General features: G+C 71.7%; 22 protein-coding genes. 13 read left to right on the top strand and 9 right to left on the bottom strand.

Annotation, left to right across the window (positions count from 1 at the left end):
* Positions 1-103 precede the first annotated feature (103 nt).
* The 3 genes from ACFZBB_RS28930 to ACFZBB_RS28920 all read left to right on the top strand — a co-directional run bounded on the left by ACFZBB_RS28930 (position 104) and on the right by ACFZBB_RS28920 (position 1660).
* Positions 104-580, top strand: a complete 477-nt coding sequence (locus ACFZBB_RS28930) for a helix-turn-helix domain-containing protein (protein WP_391128299.1) — start codon at positions 104-106, stop codon at positions 578-580.
* On the top strand, positions 577-1182 hold the full coding sequence (locus ACFZBB_RS28925) for a hypothetical protein (protein ID WP_391128296.1): 606 nt from the start codon (positions 577-579) through the stop codon (positions 1180-1182). The genes ACFZBB_RS28930 and ACFZBB_RS28925 overlap by 4 nt, the downstream gene beginning before the upstream one ends.
* Positions 1183-1306: 124 nt before the next feature.
* Positions 1307-1660, top strand: a complete 354-nt coding sequence (locus ACFZBB_RS28920) for a DUF2516 family protein (RefSeq protein WP_355342053.1) — start codon at positions 1307-1309, stop codon at positions 1658-1660.
* A 177-nt stretch (positions 1661-1837) separates the two neighbouring features.
* Here ACFZBB_RS28920 and ACFZBB_RS28915 read toward each other — a convergent pair whose 3' ends face one another.
* The 3 genes from ACFZBB_RS28915 to ACFZBB_RS28905 form a co-directional block, all read right to left on the bottom strand.
* Entirely contained in the window at positions 1838-3280 is a 1443-nt protein-coding gene (locus ACFZBB_RS28915) for a SpoIIE family protein phosphatase (protein WP_391128293.1), read from the bottom strand.
* 277 nt (positions 3281-3557) lie between these two features.
* Positions 3558-4619 (bottom strand): NlpC/P60 family protein, encoded by a 1062-nt coding sequence (locus tag ACFZBB_RS28910; protein WP_391128290.1) that lies wholly within the window; start codon positions 4617-4619, stop codon positions 3558-3560.
* A gap of 139 nt (positions 4620-4758) precedes the next feature.
* On the bottom strand, positions 4759-5559 hold the full coding sequence (locus ACFZBB_RS28905) for a class I SAM-dependent methyltransferase (protein ID WP_391128287.1): 801 nt from the start codon (positions 5557-5559) through the stop codon (positions 4759-4761).
* A 1258-nt stretch (positions 5560-6817) separates the two neighbouring features.
* Between ACFZBB_RS28905 and mshA the strand changes: the two genes are divergently transcribed.
* The 3 genes from mshA to ACFZBB_RS28890 all read left to right on the top strand — a co-directional run bounded on the left by mshA (position 6818) and on the right by ACFZBB_RS28890 (position 10523).
* Positions 6818-8113, top strand: coding sequence for a D-inositol-3-phosphate glycosyltransferase (gene mshA / locus ACFZBB_RS28900; RefSeq protein ID WP_391128533.1), 1296 nt, complete (start codon positions 6818-6820; stop codon positions 8111-8113).
* The gene (locus ACFZBB_RS28895; RefSeq protein WP_391128285.1) at positions 8106-8696 is read left to right on the top strand and encodes a YbjN domain-containing protein; all 591 of its coding nucleotides are present in this window, start codon (positions 8106-8108) and stop codon (positions 8694-8696) included. The genes mshA and ACFZBB_RS28895 overlap by 8 nt, the downstream gene beginning before the upstream one ends.
* Positions 8697-8810: 114 nt before the next feature.
* Positions 8811-10523, top strand: coding sequence for a glycosyl hydrolase family 28-related protein (locus ACFZBB_RS28890; RefSeq protein WP_391128282.1), 1713 nt, complete (start codon positions 8811-8813; stop codon positions 10521-10523).
* A gap of 157 nt (positions 10524-10680) precedes the next feature.
* Here ACFZBB_RS28890 and ACFZBB_RS28885 read toward each other — a convergent pair whose 3' ends face one another.
* The gene (locus ACFZBB_RS28885) at positions 10681-12063 is read right to left on the bottom strand and encodes an MFS transporter (protein ID WP_391128279.1); all 1383 of its coding nucleotides are present in this window, start codon (positions 12061-12063) and stop codon (positions 10681-10683) included.
* Positions 12064-12155: 92 nt separating this feature from the next.
* On the opposite strand from ACFZBB_RS28885, the gene ACFZBB_RS28880 reads away from it, so the two are divergent.
* Positions 12156-12914 carry a phosphoglyceromutase gene (locus ACFZBB_RS28880; protein WP_391128276.1) on the top strand — a complete coding sequence of 253 codons (759 nt, stop codon included), beginning with the start codon at positions 12156-12158 and terminating at the stop codon, positions 12912-12914.
* 61 nt (positions 12915-12975) lie between these two features.
* Here the strand turns inward: ACFZBB_RS28880 and ACFZBB_RS28875 are convergent, their stop codons facing one another.
* The 4 genes from ACFZBB_RS28875 to phoU form a co-directional block, all read right to left on the bottom strand.
* The gene (locus ACFZBB_RS28875) at positions 12976-13611 is read right to left on the bottom strand and encodes a UTRA domain-containing protein (RefSeq protein ID WP_391128273.1); all 636 of its coding nucleotides are present in this window, start codon (positions 13609-13611) and stop codon (positions 12976-12978) included.
* Positions 13608-13958: a hypothetical protein gene (locus ACFZBB_RS28870; RefSeq protein WP_391128270.1), complete on the bottom strand. Its 351-nt coding sequence runs from the start codon at positions 13956-13958 to the stop codon at positions 13608-13610. Before ACFZBB_RS28870 ends, ACFZBB_RS28875 begins: the two co-directional genes overlap by 4 nt.
* Before the next feature lie 561 nt (positions 13959-14519).
* The gene (locus tag ACFZBB_RS28865; RefSeq protein ID WP_188280588.1) at positions 14520-14693 is read right to left on the bottom strand and encodes a hypothetical protein; all 174 of its coding nucleotides are present in this window, start codon (positions 14691-14693) and stop codon (positions 14520-14522) included.
* Between the two features lie 263 nt (positions 14694-14956).
* Positions 14957-15640 (bottom strand): phosphate signaling complex protein PhoU, encoded by a 684-nt coding sequence (gene phoU / locus ACFZBB_RS28860; RefSeq protein ID WP_355342077.1) that lies wholly within the window; start codon positions 15638-15640, stop codon positions 14957-14959.
* A 182-nt stretch (positions 15641-15822) separates the two neighbouring features.
* Here phoU and ACFZBB_RS28855 point away from each other — a divergent pair, with 182 nt between their 5' ends.
* Together ACFZBB_RS28855 and ACFZBB_RS28850 are read left to right on the top strand one after the other, a co-directional pair.
* Positions 15823-17175 (top strand): ATP-binding protein, encoded by a 1353-nt coding sequence (locus ACFZBB_RS28855; RefSeq protein ID WP_391128266.1) that lies wholly within the window; start codon positions 15823-15825, stop codon positions 17173-17175.
* Positions 17172-17852 carry a response regulator transcription factor gene (locus ACFZBB_RS28850; protein ID WP_093716893.1) on the top strand — a complete coding sequence of 227 codons (681 nt, stop codon included), beginning with the start codon at positions 17172-17174 and terminating at the stop codon, positions 17850-17852. Before ACFZBB_RS28855 ends, ACFZBB_RS28850 begins: the two co-directional genes overlap by 4 nt.
* Positions 17853-17984: 132 nt before the next feature.
* Here ACFZBB_RS28850 and ACFZBB_RS28845 read toward each other — a convergent pair whose 3' ends face one another.
* Positions 17985-18602 (bottom strand): DUF461 domain-containing protein, encoded by a 618-nt coding sequence (locus tag ACFZBB_RS28845; RefSeq protein WP_391128264.1) that lies wholly within the window; start codon positions 18600-18602, stop codon positions 17985-17987.
* 544 nt (positions 18603-19146) lie between these two features.
* Here ACFZBB_RS28845 and ACFZBB_RS28840 point away from each other — a divergent pair.
* The 4 genes from ACFZBB_RS28840 (at position 19147) to ACFZBB_RS28825 (ending at position 21777) form a co-directional block, all read left to right on the top strand.
* A complete protein-coding gene (locus ACFZBB_RS28840) occupies positions 19147-19629 on the top strand; it encodes a CarD family transcriptional regulator (protein WP_033174074.1) in 483 nt (160 codons plus the stop codon).
* Positions 19630-19951: 322 nt separating this feature from the next.
* Positions 19952-20683 carry a 2-C-methyl-D-erythritol 4-phosphate cytidylyltransferase gene (gene ispD / locus ACFZBB_RS28835; RefSeq protein ID WP_391128530.1) on the top strand — a complete coding sequence of 244 codons (732 nt, stop codon included), beginning with the start codon at positions 19952-19954 and terminating at the stop codon, positions 20681-20683.
* The gene (ispF, locus tag ACFZBB_RS28830) at positions 20673-21290 is read left to right on the top strand and encodes a 2-C-methyl-D-erythritol 2,4-cyclodiphosphate synthase (protein WP_391128261.1); all 618 of its coding nucleotides are present in this window, start codon (positions 20673-20675) and stop codon (positions 21288-21290) included. Before ispD ends, ispF begins: the two co-directional genes overlap by 11 nt.
* A 97-nt stretch (positions 21291-21387) precedes the next feature.
* On the top strand, positions 21388-21777 hold the full coding sequence (locus ACFZBB_RS28825) for a TIGR03618 family F420-dependent PPOX class oxidoreductase (protein WP_391128258.1): 390 nt from the start codon (positions 21388-21390) through the stop codon (positions 21775-21777).
* Positions 21778-21806: the final 29 nt, after the last annotated feature.

Here is a 21806-nt window from a genome sequence, read left to right as displayed (position 1 = left end):
CGATACGACTATCAGTTCGGGAGAGCCGGCCGGTGAGGCCGGGAGGATCACAGTTGCAAGCGGTGTGCTTGCAAAAGTTAGCGTGGTGGGGGAAGGTGGAGGCATGGCTTCGCTGAAGGTGGGCAACGTCGGGGAGTACCTGCGGGAGCAGCGGCGGGGGGCGCGGCTCAGCCTGCGGCAGTTGGCGGAGGCGGCCGGTGTGTCGAATCCGTATCTGAGCCAGATCGAGCGCGGGCTGCGGAAGCCTAGTGCGGAGATCCTGCAGCAGTTGGCGAAGGCGTTGCGGATCTCGGCGGAGACGCTCTACGTGCAGGCGGGGATGCTCGACGCGCGGGAGCGGGACGAGCTGGAGGTGCCGGCGGTGATCATGTCGGACCCGTCGATCGACGAGCGGCAGAAGCAGGTGCTCATCCAGATCTACGAGTCCTTCAGGAAAGAGAACGCCGCCGCGGAATCGGCCGCCAAGGCCGAGGAAGCCGCACGACAGGCCGAAGAAGAACAGAAGAACGCCGAAGAAGAACAGAAGAACGTGGAGGCGGATTCGTCTCCGACACTCGTACGGGAGGAATCCGAGAAATGACCATCACCGACGACATCGTCAAGAGCCTGCGCAACCCGACCCCGCTGTACGCGGTCGCGGGTACGGCGGACCTCGCGGCGGCGAAGCTCCGCGAGGTGCCCGCGCTGCTGGAGAAGCTGAAGGACCAGGCGCCCGAGCGGATCGAGAAGATCCGCGGCACCGACCCCAAGGACGTGCAGCAGCGGGTCACCGCGCAGGCCAAGGACGCGTCGACCAAGGCGCAGACGCGGCTGAACGAGACGATCAGCGGCATCGACATGGACCTGAAGAAGATCGGCGGGTCCGTGCAGGACCTGGCGCTCCAGGGCGTGGGCCGGGCCGCCGAGTACGCGGTCAAGGCGCGCGAGACGTACGACGAGCTGGCCGAGCGCGGCAAGGGCGCGGTCGCTCAGTGGCGCGGCGGCGCGGCCGACGAAATCATGGAGATCCCGCCGGCCGTGAAGCTCGCGGACATCCCGGCCGACGAGCCGCTGACCGAGTCGATCGGCGACCGGCTGGCCGCGAAGCCCGCCGACAAGCCCGGCGACAAGCCGGCTGCCCGCAAGACCACGCCCCGCAAGCCGGGCGGCGCGAAGAAGGCGACCGACAAGTCCGCGGAGTGAGGCGAGGGCCGGGCACGCTTTGCGAGCCCGGCCCGTTGTTCGTACAGAAGCCGGTACGGTTGGGCGGGCGACAAGCGGACGGTCGGCACAGTGCCGGCCGACAGCGACAAGGGCGGTGGACGGCGTGCTGATCACGGGGTTCTTCGGGGTGCTCGGCCTGGTGTCGTGGGCGCTCTTCCTCTTCGCGGCCTTCGCCTTCGTCGACGCGGCGATCCGTCGTGAGGACGCGTACCGGGCGGCGGACAAGAACACCAAGGCGTTCTGGCTGATCATCCTCGGCATCGCGGCCGTGGTGATGAAGCTGTTCTCGGTGCTGTCGTTCCTGCCGGTCATCGGCCTGGTCGCCGTGATCGTGTACATGGTGGACGTACGCCCCGCGGTACGGCAGATCACCGGACCCCGCCGTGGCGGCGGCCTGCGGCGGCGCCGCGGCGGTGGCAGCAGCAGCGACGGCCCGTACGGCCCGTACAACGGCTGACGCGCGCCCACCGGGCCGTATCCATCGGGGCCCGTACGCCCCGCGCCGAACCCGCCGGTGCCCGAACCCGCTGGGGCCCGTGCCCACCGGGGCCCGTACGCACCGGGGCCCGTACGCACCGGGCCGCATCCACCGGGCGGCGGCCCCCCAGCGGACCAGCCCCCCAGCGGACCGGCCTCAGATCCGCTTCGGCCGCTCCAGCAGCACGACCGCCACGTCGTCCGTCAGCTCCCCGCCGTTCAGCTCCCGCGCCTCCGTGAGCGTCGCGTCGAGCAGTTCCTCGCCGCGCAGGCCCTCGGCCAGCAGCCGGGCGGTCATCCGTACCATCCCGTCCTGCCCGAGCCGCTGCGTGCCCTGGCCGATCCGGCCCTCGATCAGGCCGTCGGTGTAGAGCATCAGGCTCCACTCGCCGCGCAGCCGTACCGGTATCCGCTGCCAGCGGGCGTCCGGCAGCAGGCCGAGCGCCGGGCCGCCCTCGGTGTACGGCAGCAGTTCCGGCACGCTGCCGGGAGCGCCGGGGGTCGAGAGCAGCGGCGCCGGGTGTCCGGCCAGATGCAGATCGGCGCTGCGCGCGTCCGGCGCGATGTCGACGGTGCAGAGCGTCGCGAAGATCTCGTCGTCCGACCGCTCGTGTTCGAGCACCTGCTGGAGCGTACGCAGCAGCGCGTCCCCGCCGAGCCCGGCGAAGGTCAACGCGCGCCAGGCGATGCGGAGTTGGACCCCGAGAGCGGCGGCGTCCGGGCCGTGGCCGCAGACGTCGCCGATCATCGCGTGGACGGTGCCGTCGGGGGCGCGGACGGTGTCGTAGAAGTCGCCGCCGAGCAGGGCGCGGCTGCGCCCCGGGCGGTAACGCGCCGCGAAACGCAGGCTCGCGCCGTCCAGCAGCGGGGTCGGCAGCAGGCCGCGCTCCAGCCGGGAGTTCTCCTGCGCGAGCAGCTTCGTCTCGGTGAGCTGCCGGTGCGCGAGGTCGGCGCGCTTGCGCTCGACGGCGTAGCGGACGGCGCGCGTGACGGTCCCGGCGTCGACCTCGTGCCGCGCGAGGTGGTCCTGGGCGCCGACCCGTACGGCTTCCGCGGCCCGCCCGTCGTCCGCGCCGTCGGTCAGGACGAGTACGGCGGTGCCGGGCGCGAGCCGCAGCACCTGCCGCAGGCCGTCCAGCACGTCGGGCAGGTCGAGCAGGATGCAGTGCACGTCGTCGGTGAGGAGACGGCCGGCCGCGGTGAGATTACGTGCCCGCAGGATACGGATCCGCGGCCCGCCGCCCTCCTGGAACCACGGCGCGGTGAAGGCGTCCGTCGCGTCCTCGCCGATCACCAGCAGCGTGAAGATCGCGGGACCGCTGCCCGGATCCTGCCGCTGCCGGGGCAGCGAGAGGGCGCCGGACTCTGTGTACGGCGCGGTGGAGGTCGGTACGGGAACGGACGCCGGTACGGCGGTGGAGGTCGGTACGGGAACGGACCCTGGCACGGCGACCGACGTCGGTACGGACGGCGGTACGGAAATGGGCGCGGGCCCGGCCGGGGAAGCCGTACCCGAACCGGGCACGGCGGCGGGGCCCTCGGCCCCGCGCGTCTCGTCGGTGGCTGAGGGCCGATCGGTGCCGCGTTGGGCTGCGGACATCAAGCGACTCCTTCCCTCCCCCGAGGATCTCCGGAGACCCTAGTGGCTGGAGGCAAGGTGACGGGAGGGCAGAGAGTGAACCGTCAGCGTCATATGCGGCGGTCAGCAGGGGATTTCGCGGTGGATGTGTTGATCCGCACATGACCAAGGTCACGCGTGGTGGCCGCAACCCCGCCCCCGCCGCGACCCGCATCCGGACCGCAGCCCGTACGCGTACCCGCCCACGTATCCCTCTGCGCCCCACGTCTCCCTACGTCCAGACACGCGCGAACCGTCATCAACCCGGTCGTACGACCCCCAGGATCGGCATCGAACCGGCCCCCGCCACCACCACGTCCCGCCCCGGGCGCGGCGCGTGGACGATCGCGCCGCCGCCGACGTAGATGCCGACGTGGCTGGCGTCGGAGAAGTAGATGACGAGGTCGCCGGGGCGCATCCGGTCCACGGGCACATGGGGGAGGCGCGCCCACTGCTCCTGCGAGGTGCGCGGGATGGGACGGCCCGCCGCCGCCCACGCCTGGGAGGTGAGCCCGGAGCAGTCGTACGAGGACGGCCCCGCCGCGCCCCACACGTACGGCTTCCCGATCTGCCGGGTCGCGAAGGCCACGGCGCGGCGGCCCGCGACGGAGGACTCCGTGGACGCGGCGGTGACCAGGCGTTTCGCGTCACCGGTCGCCAGCCAGTCGCTCTGCGCGCGGTACGCCGCCTCGTCCTCGAGCCGCGCGAGCCGGACGCGCTCCTGTTCCTTGAGCGTGGCCAGCAGCGCGGTGGCCTCGGCGAGCCTGGCCCGTACGCGCTGCCGCGCCCCGGCCGCCGTCCGCTGCGCGTCGACCAGTTGCTGCCACCGCTCGGTGGCGGCGTGCGCGTAACCGTCCAGCTTCCCGCGCGTGTCGGCCAGCGCGTCGATCGTGGCGCTCGCCGCGCGGGCGCCACGGGCGGCGAGTCCCGCGTCCGACAGGAAGGTGTCGGGGTCCCCCGACATCGCCAGCCGCAGCGTGTCCGGCACCCCGCCGGCCCGGTACTGCGCGCGGGCCAGCGCCCCCGCCTGCGCGGTGAGCGTGCGCAGCCGTGTCTGCGTACGGTCGATGGCCACCGCCAGCGCCACCAGGTCGTGCTGCTGGGCCCGTACGCGTTCCCCGGCCGCGTTGTACGCGTCCGTCGCCGCCTCCGCCTGCCGGTACAGCGCGTCCACCTCGGCTCTGACCTGGGCCAAGGTGCGCGGGGGTGCGGCCTGCGCCGGGGCCGTGGCCGTGGCGGTGGTCAGCGCGACCGTGGCCGTGAGCGCCGTGAGCGCCGTGAGCGCTGCCGCGCAGGCGCCGCTTCGGATTCCGCGGGTCATCCGAGCCTCCCTCACGTCACGGGCGTGGTGGCTGTTCGCGCGGCTCCTCGGGCCCCTGAAAGCAGGGCTTATCTGACGGGCCGTCACATCTTGGCGGATGGTGGCACGGCCAGCCGTAAAGGGGAAGGGCGAGAGGGAGTTACCCGCGCGGGGCGAGGGCGGGCCAGGCGACCGTGACCTCGCCCTGGCGCCACCGGGCGGGGCCGTCCACGACCGGCCAGCCGTCCGCGCGCAGCGAGGTGACGGCGCGGATCCAGCGCTGCCGCGCGCCGAGGGCGGACAGGGGGGCGGCCGAGGCCCAGGCCCGGTCGAAGGCGGTGAGGAACGCGTGCACGGGTTCGCCGGGCACATTGCGGTGGATCAGCGCCTTCGGGAGGCGTTCGGCCAGGTCGGAGGGGCGGTCGAGGGAGCCGAGGCGGGTGGCGAAGGTGACGCTTCGGGGGCCTTCGGGGCCGAGCGCCACCCAGACGTGGCGGCGGCCGATCTCGTCGCAGGTGCCTTCCACGAGGAGGCCGCCGGGGGCGAGCCGGCCGCGCAGCCGGGTCCATACGGCGGCGACCTCGCTTTCGTCGTACTGGCGCAGGACGTTTGCCGCTCTGATCAGGACGGGGCGGCTTCCGCTGGGGAGGGTGCCGGGGAGGGGTACTTCGAAGCCGCCGTGTATGAAGCTCAGGTTGTCGCGCTCGTACGGTTTTGCCGCCGCGACGCGGGCCGGGTCGATCTCGACGCCGACGACCTGGACGTCTTCTCTTACCGCTTGGAGGCGGCTCAGCAGTTCCACCGCTGTCCACGGTGCGGCGCCGTATCCGAGGTCTACGACGACGGGGTGGTCGGCTCTTCTCAGTTCCGCTTCCAGCGCGGTGGCGATCCACCGGTCCATCCGGCGCAGCCGGTTGGGCCCGGTGGTTCCTCTGGTCACCACCCCCACCATGCCGCGCATGCCTCGACTCTAGTCTTGCCCGCCCGCCCACCCGTGCGGGTGCTTTCTTTGTCTGCGGGTGCCGCTTGTGCGTGGGTCGGTGCCGGTCCGGGGTACCTCCTCGAAATGCGGCTGCCTGGTGCCTGTGTATCCGGTGCCGTTCTTGTCACCGCATTTCTGCGGGGGCACCCCGGCCCGTCCCCTTCCGGTACGTCGGCGTCCGCCTGTCCGGTGGGGGTTTCCGGGGGTGGGGGGTTCTTTCGGCGGGCCGCCCTCCACCACCAGCCGCCCCCCACCACGGGGTGAGTTCCAGCCAATCCGCCCGCCCGCCCATGCCCTGCCCTGACCCGCCGACCCCCTTCTCCGGCCCCTACGGGTGGGCCATCTCCGCCAGGCTTGCCCCCTTCCCCGGCCCCTACGGGTGGGCCATCTCCGCCAGGCTTGCCCCCTTCTCCGGCCCCCACGGGTGGGCCACCTCCGACGTGCTTACCCGCGCTCGTCCTCCTCCCGGCCCCCCACGAGTGGCGACCGCCGACGGGCTCACCCCCGCCCCCCTCCTCGGTCCTGCGGGCGGGCGACCGCCGCCGGGCTGAACCTCACCCACCCCCTCCGCCACTCCCACGGACCGCCGGGTGCCGAGGGGCTCGCCCCACCCACCCCCCTTTCGTCCGCCCACCCCCCTCCCCACGGTTGGACGGCCGGTCGCGCAGGGCCTGGACACCCACCCGCCCCCCTCCGCCGCTCCCACGGACCGCCGGGTGCCGGCGGGCTCGCCCCACCCACCCCCTTCGCCCACCCACCCCCCTTCGCCCACCCACCCCCCTCCCCACGGTTGGACGGCCGGTCGCGCAGTTTGGGCCGCACCCCCGCCCACCCCCTCCCCCCCCTCAGCCACAGCGGACAGGCGGACGCCGGCGGACCGGAGGGGACGGTGCGGGGTGCCCCCGCAGGGGGACGAACGGGCAGGGGCAGAAGCGAGTGGAAGTGGCCGCAGGTTCGTCGCCCGAGGAGGTGCCCCGGGCCGGGACCGACCGGGCACGGGCGGCACCCGCAGACGAAGAAAGCACCCGCACGGGTGGGCGGGCGGGAAAACGAACCAAGACACCAGCCACCCCCCAAGGTCACGCTTCGGCAACAAGGAAATGGAACCGCCAGTTCCGGCGTTCCCCATGGTTGAACGCGGGGGTACGGCCTTCGGAAGGAACGCATGGTGACCCAGCAGACGTCGTCCCGGCTCGCCGCGCTGCGCGGTGCGCAGAAGCACAAGCACGCGCTGGGGATGAGGGGTCGCCGGACCGGGGGCCGCCGCGTACGCCGAGTCGCGATGCTGAGCGTGCACACGTCACCGCTGCACCAGCCGGGCACCGGCGACGCGGGCGGCATGAACGTCTACATCGTGGAGCTGGCCAAGCGCCTCGCCGACCTGAACGTGGAGGTCGAGATCTTCACGCGGGCCACCACGGGGGCGCTGCCCCCGGCGGTCGAGCTGGCCCCCGGCGTACTGGTGCGGCACGTGGACGCGGGTCCGTACGAGGGCCTGGCCAAGGAGGAGCTGCCCGCGCAGCTCTGCGCGTTCACGCACGGGGTGATGCAGGCGTGGGCGGGCCACCGCCCGGGTTACTACGACCTGGTGCACTCGCATTACTGGCTCTCGGGCCACGTCGGCTGGCTGGCGGCGCAGCGCTGGGGCGTGCCGCTGGTGCACGCGATGCACACCATGGCCAAGGTCAAGAACGCGGCACTGGCCGAGGACGACTGTCCCGAGCCCGCCGCGCGGGTGATCGGCGAGACGCAGGTCGTGGCGGCGGCCGACCGCCTGATCGCCAACACCGCCGAGGAAGCCGACGAGTTGGTGCGGTACTACGAGGCGACCGCCTCGAAGGTCGCGGTCGTGCACCCCGGCGTGAATCTGGACCGCTTCCGCCCGGAGCCGGGCCGCGCGGCGGCCCGTCGGCGCCTCGGGCTGCCGCAGGACGCGGTGATCCCGCTCTTCGCGGGCCGGATACAGCCCCTGAAGGCCCCCGACGTGCTGATCCGCGCCGTCGCGGTGCTGCTGGACGAGGACCCGACGCTGCGCGACGGTCTCCTCGTGCCGATCGTCGGCGGCCCCAGCGGCAGCGGTCTGGCCAAGCCGGAGGCGCTGCACAAACTGGCCGCGCGGCTCGGCGTGTCCGACGTCGTACGGTTCCAGCCGCCGGTGGACCAGGAGCGGCTCGCGGACTGGTACCGGGCGGCGACCGTCCTGGTCATGCCGTCGTACAACGAGTCCTTCGGGCTGGTCGCGATAGAGGCGCAGGCGTGCGGTACGCCGGTGATCGCGGCGGCGGTCGGCGGGCTGCCGGTCGCGGTGGCGGACGACCGCACCGGCTTCCTCGTCCCGGGGCACGACCCCCGGGACTACGCGCGGGTGCTGCGCCGTTTCATCGACAACCCGGCGCTCGGCGACTCGCTGGGCGCGGCGGCGGCCCGGCACGCGCGGGAGTTCGGCTGGGGGAAGGCCGCGGCCGACACCACCGAGGTGTACGCGGCTGCGCAGGCAGACCACCGCCGTCACCTACGATCGGCGCATGGCTGAGGAGACCCCGGTGGACGTCAACGGTGACACCAATGACGACGCCCATGACGGTGCCAATGGCGGCGCGACCCCCGACGCCCCGCGCGGCGACCTCCGGGCGCGAGCCGTCCGCGCGCTCGAACAGGCCCTGCGTGAAGCCGACTTGCCGTGGGAGTCGCCGCGCCCGGACACGTATGTCACCCAACTGCCGGGCACCCGCAAGCTCTCCACCACCTGCTCCTTCCTGGTCGGCGCCCACACCCTGTCGCTGAACGCCTTCGTCGTCCGCCACCCCGACGAGAACCAGGAAGCCTTCTACCGCTGGCTGCTGGAGCGCAACCTCCGTCTGTACGGGGTGAGTTACGCCATCGACCGGCTCGGTGACGTCTACCTCAACGGCCGCCTCCCGCTGGCCGCAGTCACCCCGGAAGAGGTCGACCGGCTGCTCGGCGCGGTCGTGGAGAACGCGGACGGCTCCTTCAACACGCTGCTGGAGCTGGGGTTCGCCACCTCCATCCGCAAGGAGTACGCGTGGCGGGTGTCGCGCGGCGAGTCCACCAGGAATCTGGACGCGTTCACTCACCTGACCGAAGATCAGTCCTAGGAATCACCGCACGACCCCTTCCCCTTGATCCGTACCACATGACACCCTCACGTCAGTCGTAGATCTGAACCATGTTCAGATACGTGACAGCGCCTACGTGTGAAGGGTGGAAGCATGGCGATGAGCCGCAGGAAGCTGCTGACCGCGAGCGTCCAGGTCACCTCGGCGGCGGCAGCCGCGACGGCGCTCGGCGGCACGCCGTTCGGCGGTACGGCGAAGGCCGCCGACGCGGCGGCCGGACCGTCCGGCCAAGGGGGCCGTCAACCCCTCGCCCTCTGGCGGGAGTTCACCGCGACCCCGTACACCCACCTGCAGATCCCGTACGTCGCCCGCGCCGGTTGCGACGGCGGCTCCCGCCGCTTCCGCCGCCACCCCGTCCGCGCGAACGTCCTGCGTTACGGCGCCAAGGCGGACGGTTCGGCCGACGCGGCCCCCGCCATCAACCGCGCCCTGCGCGAGGTCGGCCGGGCGGGCGGCGGCACCGTCCACCTCCCGCCGGGCACGTACCGCATCGACGACGTCATCCGGCTCGGTTGGAGCAACACCACCCTGCGCGGCGCGGGCAGCGGACGCACCGTGCTGTACGCGACCAGGTCGCTGACCGACCTCATCGGCCCGTACGGCAGCCGGTACGGCGGCAACAAGTCGTCGTGGTCCTGGGCGGGCGGCCTGGTCTGGATGTGCCCGGCCGACCGCTACGCCTCCCTGACCGACGCGATCCGCGCCAAGGACTGGCCGTTCGAGGGTTGGACCGGCAACAAGCGCGACCAGTGGCGGACGCTCGCGACCGTCACCGAAGAGGCCGGTCGGGGCAGTTGGAGCGTCACCGTCGACAGTGCCCGCCAACTGCGGCCCGGCGCGCGCGTGTTGCTGCAATACGCCGACGACCCCGCGCACGGCCTGCTCGACCACATGGCGGGCGACGTCGACGGCGCGGCCACGTACGACTGGTCCGACAAGAGCAAGCTGCTCTCGTACGTCCCCTACGAATGGCCGGCCCTGATCACCGAAGTCCGGGGACGGCGCGTCACCTTCGACCGGCCGCTGCCGCTGGACACCCGGCTGCTGTGGCGGCCGAGGATCACCACGATGGTCGAGCCGCTGGTCAACTCCGGTGTGGAGGGCCTGACCATCCGGATGACGCCCACACCGCAGTCCCCGCACCTGCTCGACAAGGGGTACAACGGGCTGGTCGCGCAGTGCACTTGGGACTGCTGGGTGGACGACGTCCACGCCGTCGACGTCGACAACGGCTTCCTGATGGTCGCGGCGAAGGCCACCACCTTCCGCCGTACCCGCGTCTCGGGGCGCGGCAGCCACCACCCGTACGCCTGCCGCGAGGGCTCGCACGACAACCTCGTCGAGGACTTCGCGATCGACCAGCGCACCGTGGCCGCCCCGTCGGGCACGCAGCTCCACGGCATCAACGCCGAGGGCCTGTCGTCGTACAACGTCTGGTCGCGCGGCCGGATGGAGATGGGCACCTTCGACACCCACCGCGGCCTGCCGTTCGCCTGCGTCCGTACCGACATCAGCGTCTCCAACGACGGTCAGCACGGCGGCGACGCCTCCGCCGGACCGCTGTACGGCGCCCGCTTCACCCACTGGAACGTCACCGTCACCAACGGCCGCGCGGGCTGCGTCAAGATCGACGACATCGCGCCCTACAGCGCGACCGTCGGCATCTCCACGGTGACCCCCTTCGGCCAGATCGACGTCCCCGACTTCACGGGCCCGCTGCACTCGCGCCTGGAGTCCTACGGCACCCCGGGGATCGACCCGCCGAACCTCTACGAGGCGCAGCGCGCTCTGCGGCTCCGCCGCTGACCGGGGCTTCCGGCCGAGCGACCGCGCTTCGCGCCCGGCCGCCGCGGGGAGCGCCGCGGCGGCCGGGCGACCTCGTGCCCCGGTCCGGTGACCTCGTATCCGGTCGGGTGCCTTCGTGTCCCGGCTGGTGTCCCTGTCGGCGGCCGGTCCGCGGCGCTCAGCCGCCGACCTGTTCCGGGGCGTCGTGGGGAGCCGGGGCCTGGGCCTCGACTCCGGCCGCCACAGGGGCGGTTGGAAGGACCGGGGCGGCCGGACGGCCGCGCAGCAGCAGGTAGTAACCGGCTCCCGCGAGCGTGCCGAGGACGGCGCAGCCCAGCCAGACGGTGTTACGGCCGAGCTGGTCGAGGGTGACGCCGCCGACCAGCGGACCGGCGAAGGCCGCGGCGGACCAGGACAGGGTGTACATGCCCTGGTAGCGGCCACGGGCGGTGGCCGGGGCGAGGTCGGCGACCACCGACATCGAGGCGGGGGCGTGCACGATCTCGCCGAGGGTCCATACGACGACGGTCAGCGAGTAGAGGGCGACCGAGCCCGCGAGGACGGTCAGGCCGAAGCCCCACGCCATCAGCAGTGAACCGACGCCCAGCAGCGCCGCGTTGCCGTACCGCCGTACCAGCCGGGTGACGGGGATCTGGAGCAGCACGATCACCAGGCCGTTGATGGCGATGACGACGCCGAACTGGCGGGCGGACAGGCCGTGCGCGCCCATGTCGACGGCGAGTGTGGAGTTGGCCTGGTTCATCACCGAGCCGAGCAGGAAGGTCAGGCCGACCAGGGCCATGAAGCGCTGGTCGCGCAGGACGTCGGAGAGCCGGATGTCGGTGGAGTCCGGGTCGCGCCGCGAAGTCGCCTTACGGGGACGGGATTTCGCCGTCGTCCCGCTCACCGCCTTCCCGCTCGCCGTCGTCCCGCTCACCGCCTTCCCGCTGACGTACGTCACCTTCGCCGTCACCGGCAGCGTCTCCTGCGCCTTGACGTACACGACCAGCGCGCACAGCACGGTCGTCAGCGCGTCGCCGACGAACAGCCACACGTACCCCTCGGAGGCGATGAAGCCCGCGGCGGCGGCCGAGACGCCGAAGCCGATGTTGATCGCCCAGTAGTTGAGGGAGAAGGCGCGCACCCGGTCCTTCGGGGGTACGAGGTCGGCGATCATCGCGGAGAGCGCGGGCCGGGAGGCGCTGCTGGTCAGGCCGACGAGGGTGGCGACGGCGGCGATGGCCAGCGGGTTGGTCACGAAGCCGAGCACCGCGGTGGTGGCGGCGGCGCCGAGCTGGGTGGCGAGCAGTGTGGGGCGGCGGCCGATCCGGTCGGCGAGGACCCCGCCGAGTACCGCGCCCGCGGCGCCGCCGAGCCCGAACAGGGCCGCGACCAGGCCCGCGTACGAGGCGGAGTAGCCGCGCTGCACGGTGAGATACAGGGCGAGGAACGTCACGACGAAGCCGCCGAGGCGGTTCACCAGGGTGCTGGTCCACAGCCACCAGAACTGGCGGGGAAGACCGCTCACCGTCTCCCGTACCGCCCGACTGAACGCCGTCACCGCGACCCCTTTGTGTAATGACCTCTACCGGCTGGAGAATATTACAGAGGGCGGTCGGGTGGCGCCAGGGGATTTCTATTAGGCTCGGGCCCATGGCTGCTGCTCCGTACCAACTGATCCTGCTCCGCCACGGCGAGAGCGAGTGGAACGCGAAGAACCTGTTCACCGGCTGGGTGGACGTCAATCTCAACGACAAGGGTGAGAAGGAGGCGGTCCGGGGCGGCGAGCTGCTCAAGGACGCCGGTCTCCTCCCCGACGTGGTGCACACCTCCCTCCAGAAGCGCGCGATCCGCACCGCGCAGCTCTCCCTGGAGGCCGCCGACCGCCACTGGGTGCCCGTCCACCGTTCCTGGCGGCTCAACGAGCGGCACTACGGCGCGCTCCAGGGCAAGGACAAGGCGCAGACCCTCGCCGAATTCGGCGAGGAGCAGTTCATGCTGTGGCGCCGCTCGTACGACACCCCGCCGCCGCCCCTGGAGGACGGCGCCGAGTTCTCGCAGAGCGACGACCCGCGGTACGCGAACATCCCGCCGGAGCTGCGTCCGCGCACCGAGTGCCTCAAGGACGTCGTCCTGCGCATGCTCCCGTACTGGTACGACGGCATCGTCCCCGACCTGCTCGCGGGCCGCACCGTCCTGGTCGCCGCGCACGGCAACTCCCTGCGCGCCCTGGTCAAGCACCTCGACGGCGTCTCCGACGCCGACATCGCCGGCCTCAACATCCCCACCGGCATCCCCCTCTCCTACCAGCTCGACGCCTCCTTCCGCCCCCTCAACCCGGGCGGCACCTACCTCGACCCCGACGCCGCGGCAGCCGCCATCGAGGCGGTCAAGAACCAGGGCAAGAAGTAGTCCTACTGCTCGACGGTGCCTCCTGCCTGCGGATTCTCCGCCAGGTGGGGGGCATGGGAATTTACGTGGCCGGGAGTTGGTAGGCGAGGACGTAGGCGTCGGCTGCCATCACCGTGTCGCAGACTTCGACGGGGCGGGACTCGGTGTCGTACGCGGTGCGGATGAGGTGGATGACGGGGACGCCCGTGGCGAGGCGGAGGAGCTTGACCTCGGCGGGGGCGGGCATGCGGGCGCGGATTTCCTCGTCGAAGTGGTCGAGCCGGTGGCCGAGTTCTTCGAGGCGGGCGTAGATGCCGCCGGGCCCGGGCTTGGGGTCGGCGATGGGGGTGCCACGGGCGATGTCGAGGGGCAGACACGAGGTGGCGAACTCGACCGGGCGGCCGTCGAGGAGGTAGCGGCGGCGTGGGGCCAGGACGCGGCGCGGGCCACCGAGGCGGGCGGCGACGTCCTGGGCCGGCCGCTCCTCTTTATACGTACAGGTCGTGTGGTCCTCGCCCTCGCCGGTCGTGGCGTACGTACACGCCGGGTCCTTCACCAGCTTCAGGCCGGGGCTCGCGACGAGGTCGAGCCGGAATCCGTCGGCGGCCTCAAGTCCGCGGTTGTGCGCGGTGAGCGGTACGGAGAAGGTGTCACCGGGCTTTACGCCGGTGGGGTCCTGGCTCTGGGCGAGGACGTCGGACGAGGTGCCGACCTTCACCTCGGTAGGTGGGGCGGGGCCGCCGCGACCCCGCCCCACGTACCGGTGTACGTGATGACGTGCGCCGGGCCGCCCTGGAGACCGCCCTGCGCGAAGAGGCTGAACCTGACGGTGTCGGTGCCGTCCGCCGTGTCGTGCGGCACTGTGCACACCGCGATGGTCGGCCGCGCGCTGTTCTGCGCGCACGGCGGATTGAGGAAGACGACGTCCGCGACGCCGGTCAGGTCGCCGAAGTCGACGGTGATCGTCCGCGGCCCCGTGGGGTGGCCGGGGCGGTCCTTGCCGAAGCCGATGGTGACCTTGGTGACACCGTCGGGACCCGCCACCACCTTGGGCGGCAGCGTCACCGAGGCGGTGGTGGAAATGGCCGGGGGGGGTCGGCCGCGACGGCCGGGGCGGCGGCGCTGACGGCACCCGCGAGGAGGAGGGGGAGGGCGGCGGCGAGCGCCGCGGCGCGTCGCCTGTGACTGACGATCTCCACGAGCAGTACGCCTCTCCCCATGGGAGTTGACCACCGGTCCGGCCCGGGACCGCGCGGTTGTGGGGAGATAGACACGTGATGAAGGGCAACGGTTGTAGAGGTGGCCCAGACGCGACGTAGGCGCCGGACATGACAAGGCCGCGCTCGTCCGGACGTGACAAGGCCCCGCTCGTCCGGACGTGACAAGGTTCCGCTCGTCCGGACGTGACAAGGCCGCGCTCGTCCGGACGTGACAAGGTTCCGCTCGTCCGGACGTGACAAGGTTCCGCTCGTCCGGACGTCGCAAGGTTCCGCGTCCGGACAGGACACGCCCCCGCGTCCGGGCATGACGACGGCCCGCGTCCGTCAGGAAGCGCGGGCCGTCGTCCGTGTGAACGGTTGGTGCGACGGGACGGTACGGATCGGACGAGCCGGGACGGACGGGGCGTCAGCCGGTGCAGCCTCCGCACTGGCAGGCGCCGCCGGACTGGCAGCCACAGCCGCACCCCGAGCCGCAGCCGCACGCGGCGACCAGCGGCAGCGGGGTCCGGAGCGGCTGCGGGGCGTGGTCGGAAGACGGCTGGTCGCGTACGGGAGTTGGCGTGACGGGGGATTCCTGCATCAGTACACCCTCCTCAGGCTTGCCTACCCACCAGTGAACTCCGCGCCGGCCGCGCCCTTCAATAGCGCACCCCCGGCGCACGAGCGCACTCCGGCCTCCCCCGAATGCCTTACGCGCCCTACGCGCGGCGACCGGCCCGCGCGCCGCGAGAGACCCCGCGCCGCCACCGGCCCGCGCGCCGCGAAAGACCTCTGCCCCCACGAAAGACCTCCGCGCCGCCACCGACCCGCGACGCACCGCCCCAGAACCCCCGCCGGACGGCGCTACGCGCCCTCCACCGCCGACGGCGTCTGCGGCGTCATCTCGTCCGCGTGCTCACCGGTGACCAGGTAGACGACGCGCTTGGCGACCGACACGGCGTGGTCGGCGAAACGCTCGTAGTACCGGCCGACCAGCGTCACGTCCACGGCCGTCTCGATGCCGTGCTTCCAGCGGTCGTCCAGCAGGTGCTGGAAGAGCGTGCGGTGCAGCTCGTCCATGCGGTCGTCGTCCGCTTCGAGCTGGAGCGCGTCGTCCACGTCCTTGCTGACGATGACCTCGCCGGCCTTGGCGACCAGGCGCTGCGCGAGCTGGCCCATCTCCAGGATGGTGCTGTGCAGGTCGCGCGGCACGGCCGACTCGGGGAAGCGCAGGCGGGCCAGCTTGGCCACGTGGCGGGCGAGGTCGCCGGACCGCTCCAGGTCCGCGCTCATCCGCAGCGACGTGACCACGATCCGCAGGTCGGTGGCGACCGGCTGCTGCCGGGCCAGCAGGGTGATCGCCCGGTTCTCCAGCTCCCGCTGGATCTCGTCGACCTTCTCGTCGGCGGCGATGACGCTCTCCGCGACCTTCAGGTCCGCGTCGAGCAGCGCGGTGGTGGCGCGGCCGATCGCGGAGCCGACGAGCCGGGCCATCTCGACCAGACCGTCACCGATCGAGTCCAGCTCCTCGTGATATGCGTCCCGCATCGCTTTCCTTCCGTCCGAACAGAGGTTTCTCCTCCACGCTGCCACGCTGATGGGCGTACGCGTACCGACCGCACACCCTGAGTGAACCACTCCCCACGTGAAGGTGAACTCTTGGCAACGAGCATCCGAGAGGTAGCTTCCGGGGTTGTGGATCGCTTGCGCGACCCACCTAACCTGGGGCTATGGACGTGAACGCGGCAGTCGCCGCAGCCAGTGCGATAGCCGGTCTGCTGACCGGTGTGATCGCCGTGCTCGCGTTCCGCTGGAGCGAGCGGGAACAGGCCCGCCCCACCCGTACGGCCATGCGGCCCGACAACATGACCGGCGCGCTGCCGCCGGGCGTGGACACCGTCCTTTCGGTCCTGCGGTCCTCCGCCGTCGTCCTGGACGAGGGCGACACGGTGGTCAAGGCCAGCTCGGCGGCGTACGCCCTCGGGCTGGTACGCGGCGGCCGGCTGGCCGTCGACCAGATGCTGCAAATGGCCCGCGAGACCCGGCGGGACGGCGAGATACGGCAGGTGGAACTGGACCTGCCGCGCCGCGGTGTGAGCCGCGGCGAAGGTCTCGCGGTCTCGGCGCGGGTCGCCCCGCTGGGCTCCCGGCTGGTGCTGCTGCTGGTCGAGGATCTCACCGAGGCCCGGCGGATCGAGGCGGTCCGCCGTGACTTCGTGGCGAATGTCAGCCACGAACTGAAGACCCCCGTGGGGGCGCTCTCCCTGCTGTCGGAGGCCGTCATGGACGCCTCGGACGACCCCGAGGCGGTCATCCGCTTCGCGGGCCGGATGCAGATCGAGGCCACCCGGCTGACCAGCCTGGTCCAGGAGATCATCGACCTCTCCCGGGTCCAGGACGACGACCTGCTCGACGACGCCGAGCCGGTGGCCGTGGACGACCTCGTCGCCGAGGCCGTCGACCGCTGCCGTCACCAGGCCAACACCAAACAGATCACCATGGCTACCGGAACCACCCCTGACCTGCACATATGGGGAAACCGGGGCCAGCTCGCCGCCGCCCTCGGCAATCTCGTCGAGAACGCTGTCAACTACAGTCCGGCCCGTACGCGGGTCGGCATCGCGGGGCGCAGGATCAACGCACCCGGCGGGGATCTCATTGAGATCTCCGTCACCGACCAGGGCATCGGCCTCTCCGAGAAGGACCGCGACCGGGTCTTCGAGCGCTTCTACCGGGTCGACCCGGCGCGCTCGCGGGCCACCGGCGGCACCGGGCTCGGGCTGTCCATCGTCAAACACGTGGCCGCCTCGCACGGCGGGGAGGTCACCGTGTGGAGCGCCGAGGGTCAGGGCTCCACCTTCACACTGCGGCTTCCCGAAGCCGGGATCGCCCGCGACCGCGCACTGCCGCCCGGCACCGATCCGGTGGCCGAGGCGGACGCGGACCCCGACTCCGATCCCGACTCCGACTCCGACCGCGACTCCGATCTCGATTCCGACCAGGAGTCGCTGGACGAGCCGTCGGACGAACAGCTCTTCCGCTCTCTCCCCGAACACATCCCCGCCCCGGAGGTCCTTCCGTGACACGCGTACTCGTCGTCGAGGACGAAGAGTCCTTCAGCGACGCGCTGTCGTACATGCTCCGCAAGGAGGGCTTCGAAGTCGCCATCTCGGCGACCGGGCCCGACGCGCTGGACGAGTTCGAGCGCAATGGCGCCGACCTGGTGCTGCTCGACCTCATGCTGCCGGGCCTGCCCGGCACCGAGGTCTGCCGCCAGCTCCGGCTGAAGTCCAATGTCCCGGTCATCATGGTGACCGCCAAGGACAGTGAGATCGACAAGGTCGTCGGCCTGGAAATAGGCGCGGACGACTATGTGACCAAGCCGTTCTCCTCGCGGGAGCTGGTCGCCCGCATCCGCGCGGTGCTCCGCCGTCGCGGCGAGCCCGAGGAGATCTCCCCGGCCGCACTGGAGGCCGGTCCGGTCCGGATGGACGTCGACCGGCACGTGGTCACCGTCTCCGGCGGCAAGGTCGACCTCCCGCTCAAGGAGTTCGACCTGCTGGAGATGCTGCTGCGCAACGCGGGCCGCGTCCTGACCCGTATGCAGCTCATCGACCGGGTCTGGGGCGCCGACTACGTCGGTGACACCAAAACCCTCGACGTGCACGTCAAGCGGCTGCGCGCCAAGATCGAGCCCGACCCGGGCGCGCCGCGCTACCTGGTGACGGTCCGCGGCCTGGGCTACAAGTTCGAGCCGTAAACCCGGGTGCGGGCCTTGGATCCGGGCCCTCACACAGCGCGCGGACGGCAGAGCGCGTCCTGGATTCGTATACGGGAAAGGCCCGGTGGCGAGCGTGCCACCGGGCCGTTTCAGGTTGTCCGAAAACCGACCTCAGGAGGTCGGGGTCGCGGTGCCCGTCGGGGTCGCGGTGCCCTTCGGCGTGGCCGAGCCGGTGGGCGTCGCCGAACCGGTCGGCGTGGTGCTCGGCGTCGGGGCCTGGGTGGTCGGCAGCGAGCTGGGTCCGAACTGCTGGTAGTCGCCGGTGGCCGGGATCACGTTGAGCTGGATCGCGACGGGCCCGGAGGAGCTGAACTCGAACACGGCGTTCTGCACGTCGCCGTCGCGCAGCGCCTCGGTGCCGCTGTCCACGACGGCGGACGGGTTGCCCTTGCCGCCGAGGAGCACGGTCCCGTGGCCGGGGACGCTGACGGTCTGGCCGCCGTCCTTGTCCGCGAGCGTGACCCTGGTCGAGCCGAGCTGGACGGACTGGAGGGTCTGGGCGTCGTCGCCGTTGTTGAACAGGCGCGCGGAGACCGTCGCGGGTCCGTTTCCGGCGCTCTGGGTGAGCACCACGGCGTTCTGTACCTTGATCACGCCGTGGGTCACGGAGTCGCTGTCCGGTTGGACCTTCAGGGTCTGCGCGTCGTTCCCGGCCGCGCAGGCGGCGAGCGGGGCGAGCGAGAGCGCGAAAACGGCGGCGAGGGCGCCGCGACGGAAGCTGCGGACCACGGCGGCGGCATCTCCTAGATCAGGTTCGGAAGATCTTCCAGCGGCCTTAGATTACCGAGCCGTTGACGCGCCCGCGCACCGGGTGGCCCCTGGGAGCCCGGCTCACCCGTGCGGTTCACCCGCCCGGTGGCGGGCCGGGTGCGCGTACCCATTGCATTCCGCATTCCCCCGACGTGATTACCCGACGCCGTTCATGATCGACGCGGACGGTTTTCCGCGAGTGTTCCGCCGTTGTTCCACGACTGTGCAAAATTGGATCATCTGCGGGCAGGTTCCCGAACGGAGTAGCGATGATCCACTCGTCCGGGAGCGACAAATGGGGACGTACTGCCCCTTGTTCAGTGGCGGTAGAGCCTGTAACGGCAGCGTTTCAGCCTCCCCGTATACCTGCTCCCACCTGCGGATACCTCGCGCGGGAGGCATGCTCCAGCACGTCCCGGGGGCCGTTGTCAAGCCCTGAGATATGCTCTGACCTGCGAAAACGCCATTCAGATGAGGGCGTTCCCGTGTTACCCTGGATAGCCACGGAAGGGGTACCTGTCACATGACGTTCAAGGTTGGCGACACCGTGGTCTATCCCCATCACGGGGCCGCGCTGATCGAGGCAATCGAAATTCGCCAGATCAAAGGTGTGGACAAGACCTACTTGGTGCTCAAGGTCGCCCAGGGCGACTTGACGGTACGTGTGCCCGCGGACAATGCGGAGTTCGTCGGCGTACGCGACGTGGTCGGTCAGGAGGGTCTGGACCGGGTCTTCGAGGTGCTGCGCGCGCCGTACACCGAGGAGCCCACCAACTGGTCCCGGCGATACAAGGCAAATCTGGAGAAGCTCGCTTCCGGCGATGTCATCAAGGTCGCAGAAGTGGTCCGCGACCTGTGGCGTCGTGAGCGCGAGCGCGGCCTGTCGGCCGGCGAGAAGCGCATGCTCGCCAAGGCCCGGCAGATCCTGGTCAGCGAACTCGCTCTGGCGGAGAACACCAACGAGGACAAGGCCGAGGCGCTGCTCGACGAGGTTCTCGCGTCCTAAGATCCTCGCGCGCGCCCACCACGTGCCATCGAGGTTCTCGTTTCTCGTCTCAATCGGCGTGGCCACGCCGACCGTGACGTACGGCGACGCACTGCCCCCGGAAACACCACCCGAGGGAATTACCGCGGCACCCGGTCGGGCATGACGACCGGGTGCTGCGGCATGCTTGTGCCCGCGTACGGAGACATACGGCCGGAGACATACGGCACCGCCCACCAGGCGGTACCGGGCGTGGCACATCCCCGCGGACTTCACGGAAGGGGTCCGCGGTGAGTGCTTGCCCGGCACTGTTCCCCACCTCGGCTGGGGGTACTCCCAGGCGATACCCACCTCATACAAGGACACAAACCTGCGTACCGCAGCAGTCATTCCCGCCGCCGGCCGTGGACTTCGGCTCGGCCCCGGCGCGCCCAAGGCCCTGCGCACCCTCGGCGGGGTGCCCATCCTGGTGCACGCCGTCCGCGCGATGGCCCGCGCCCGCGCCGTCGACGTGATCGTGGTCGTCGCCCCGCCCGATGGCGTCCCCGAGGTCAGGGCGCTGCTCGACGCCCACGGCCTGCCCGAGTCCACCGACATACGGGTCGTCCCCGGCGGTGACGTACGGCAGGAGTCGGTACGGCTCGGCCTCGCCGCGCTCCCCGACGACGTGGACGTCGTCCTCGTGCACGACGCGGCCCGCCCGCTGGTGCCGGTGGAGACCGTGGACGGCGTGGTCGAGGCGGTACGCGGCGGCGCCCCCGCCGTCGTCCCCGCGCTGCCGCTGGCCGACACCGTCAAGAGCGTCGACGCGGTCACCAATCTGGTCACCGGCACCCCGGAGCGCGCCTTGCTGCGCGCCGTCCAGACCCCGCAGGGCTTCGACCGCGGCACGCTCGCCAAGGCGCACGCCACCGTCACCCGCGATGTCACCGACGACGCGAGCATGGTCGAACAGCTCGGCGTACCGGTGCTGGTCGTGCCGGGCCACGAAGAGGCGTTCAAGGTGACCCGCCCGCTGGACCTCGTGCTCGCCGAGGCCGTACTCGCCCGCAGGAGGGCCACCGATGGCTACTGACGGCCCGCTCGGGCACGGGGTGTCCGGGTCCGATCTGCCCGGCGGCGTGCCCGGGTCCGATCTGCCCGGCGGCGGCGTGTCCGGGTCCGATCTGCCCGGCTCCGGGCTGCCGCCCGGCCATGTGCTTCCCCAGGTCGGCATCGGCACCGACATCCACGCCTTCGAGGAAGGCCGCGAGCTGTGGTGCGCCGGACTCCTCTGGGAGGGGGAGGGGCCGGGGCTCGCCGGGCACTCCGATGCCGACGTCGTCGCCCACGCGGCCTGCAACGCCCTGTTCTCCGCCGCCGGCCTCGGTGACCTCGGCGCCCACTTCGGCACCGACCGGCCCGAGTGGGCGGGCGCCTCCGGGACCGCCCTGCTCACCGAGGCCGCCCGGATCGTGCGCGACGCGGGCTTCGTCATCGGCAACGTGGCGGTCCAGGTCGTCGGCAAGCGCCCCAAGATCGGCCGCCGTCGCGACGAGGCCCAGAAGGTCCTGACCTCGGCGGTCGGCGCCCCCGTCTCGGTGAGCGCCGCCACCAGCGACGGCCTGGGCTTCCCCGGCCGCGGCGACGGCCTCGCGGCCGTCGCGACGGCACTGGTGGTGCGCGCTCACCCGCACGAGTGAGCGAGGAAAATCCACGGGCGGGTGAGGGAATTCTCCGCCCGCCCGGCACGTTGCGTAGCCGGAAGATCACCGCCCCGGCATGTGAAAGGACCCGCTCATGGCCGCCCTCTCGGACTCCGCCCGCGCCCTGATCGACGACAAGAATTTCGCGACCATCGCCACCCTCCAGCCGGACGGCCAGGCCCAGTTGTCCGTCGTGTGGGTGACGCGTGACGGTGACGACGTGCTCGTCTCCACCAAGGAGGGCCGTCGCAAGCACCTCAATCTGCTCAAGGACCCCCGCACCACCGTGCTGGTGACCCCGGTCGACAACCCGTACAAGTACCTGGAGATCCGGGGCACGGCGACCCTCACCCGTGAGGGCGGCGACGATCTGATCAACGCGCTGAGCCGGAAGTACACCGGTGAGGCGTACGGCAACGACGAGCCCGGGGACGTGCGTGTCGTCGTACGGGTGAGCGCGGACCGGATCGTCGAGCACGGCTGAGCCGCGCGGGGCCGCCGTCCATACAGCCG

The organism is Streptomyces sp. NPDC008139 (genome assembly GCF_042957025.1).
In the GTDB taxonomy this organism is placed as follows: Bacteria; Actinomycetota; Actinomycetes; order Streptomycetales; family Streptomycetaceae; genus Actinacidiphila.
The sequence above is the reverse complement of the archived record's forward strand: the minus strand, read 5'-3'. Positions and strand labels throughout refer to the sequence as shown.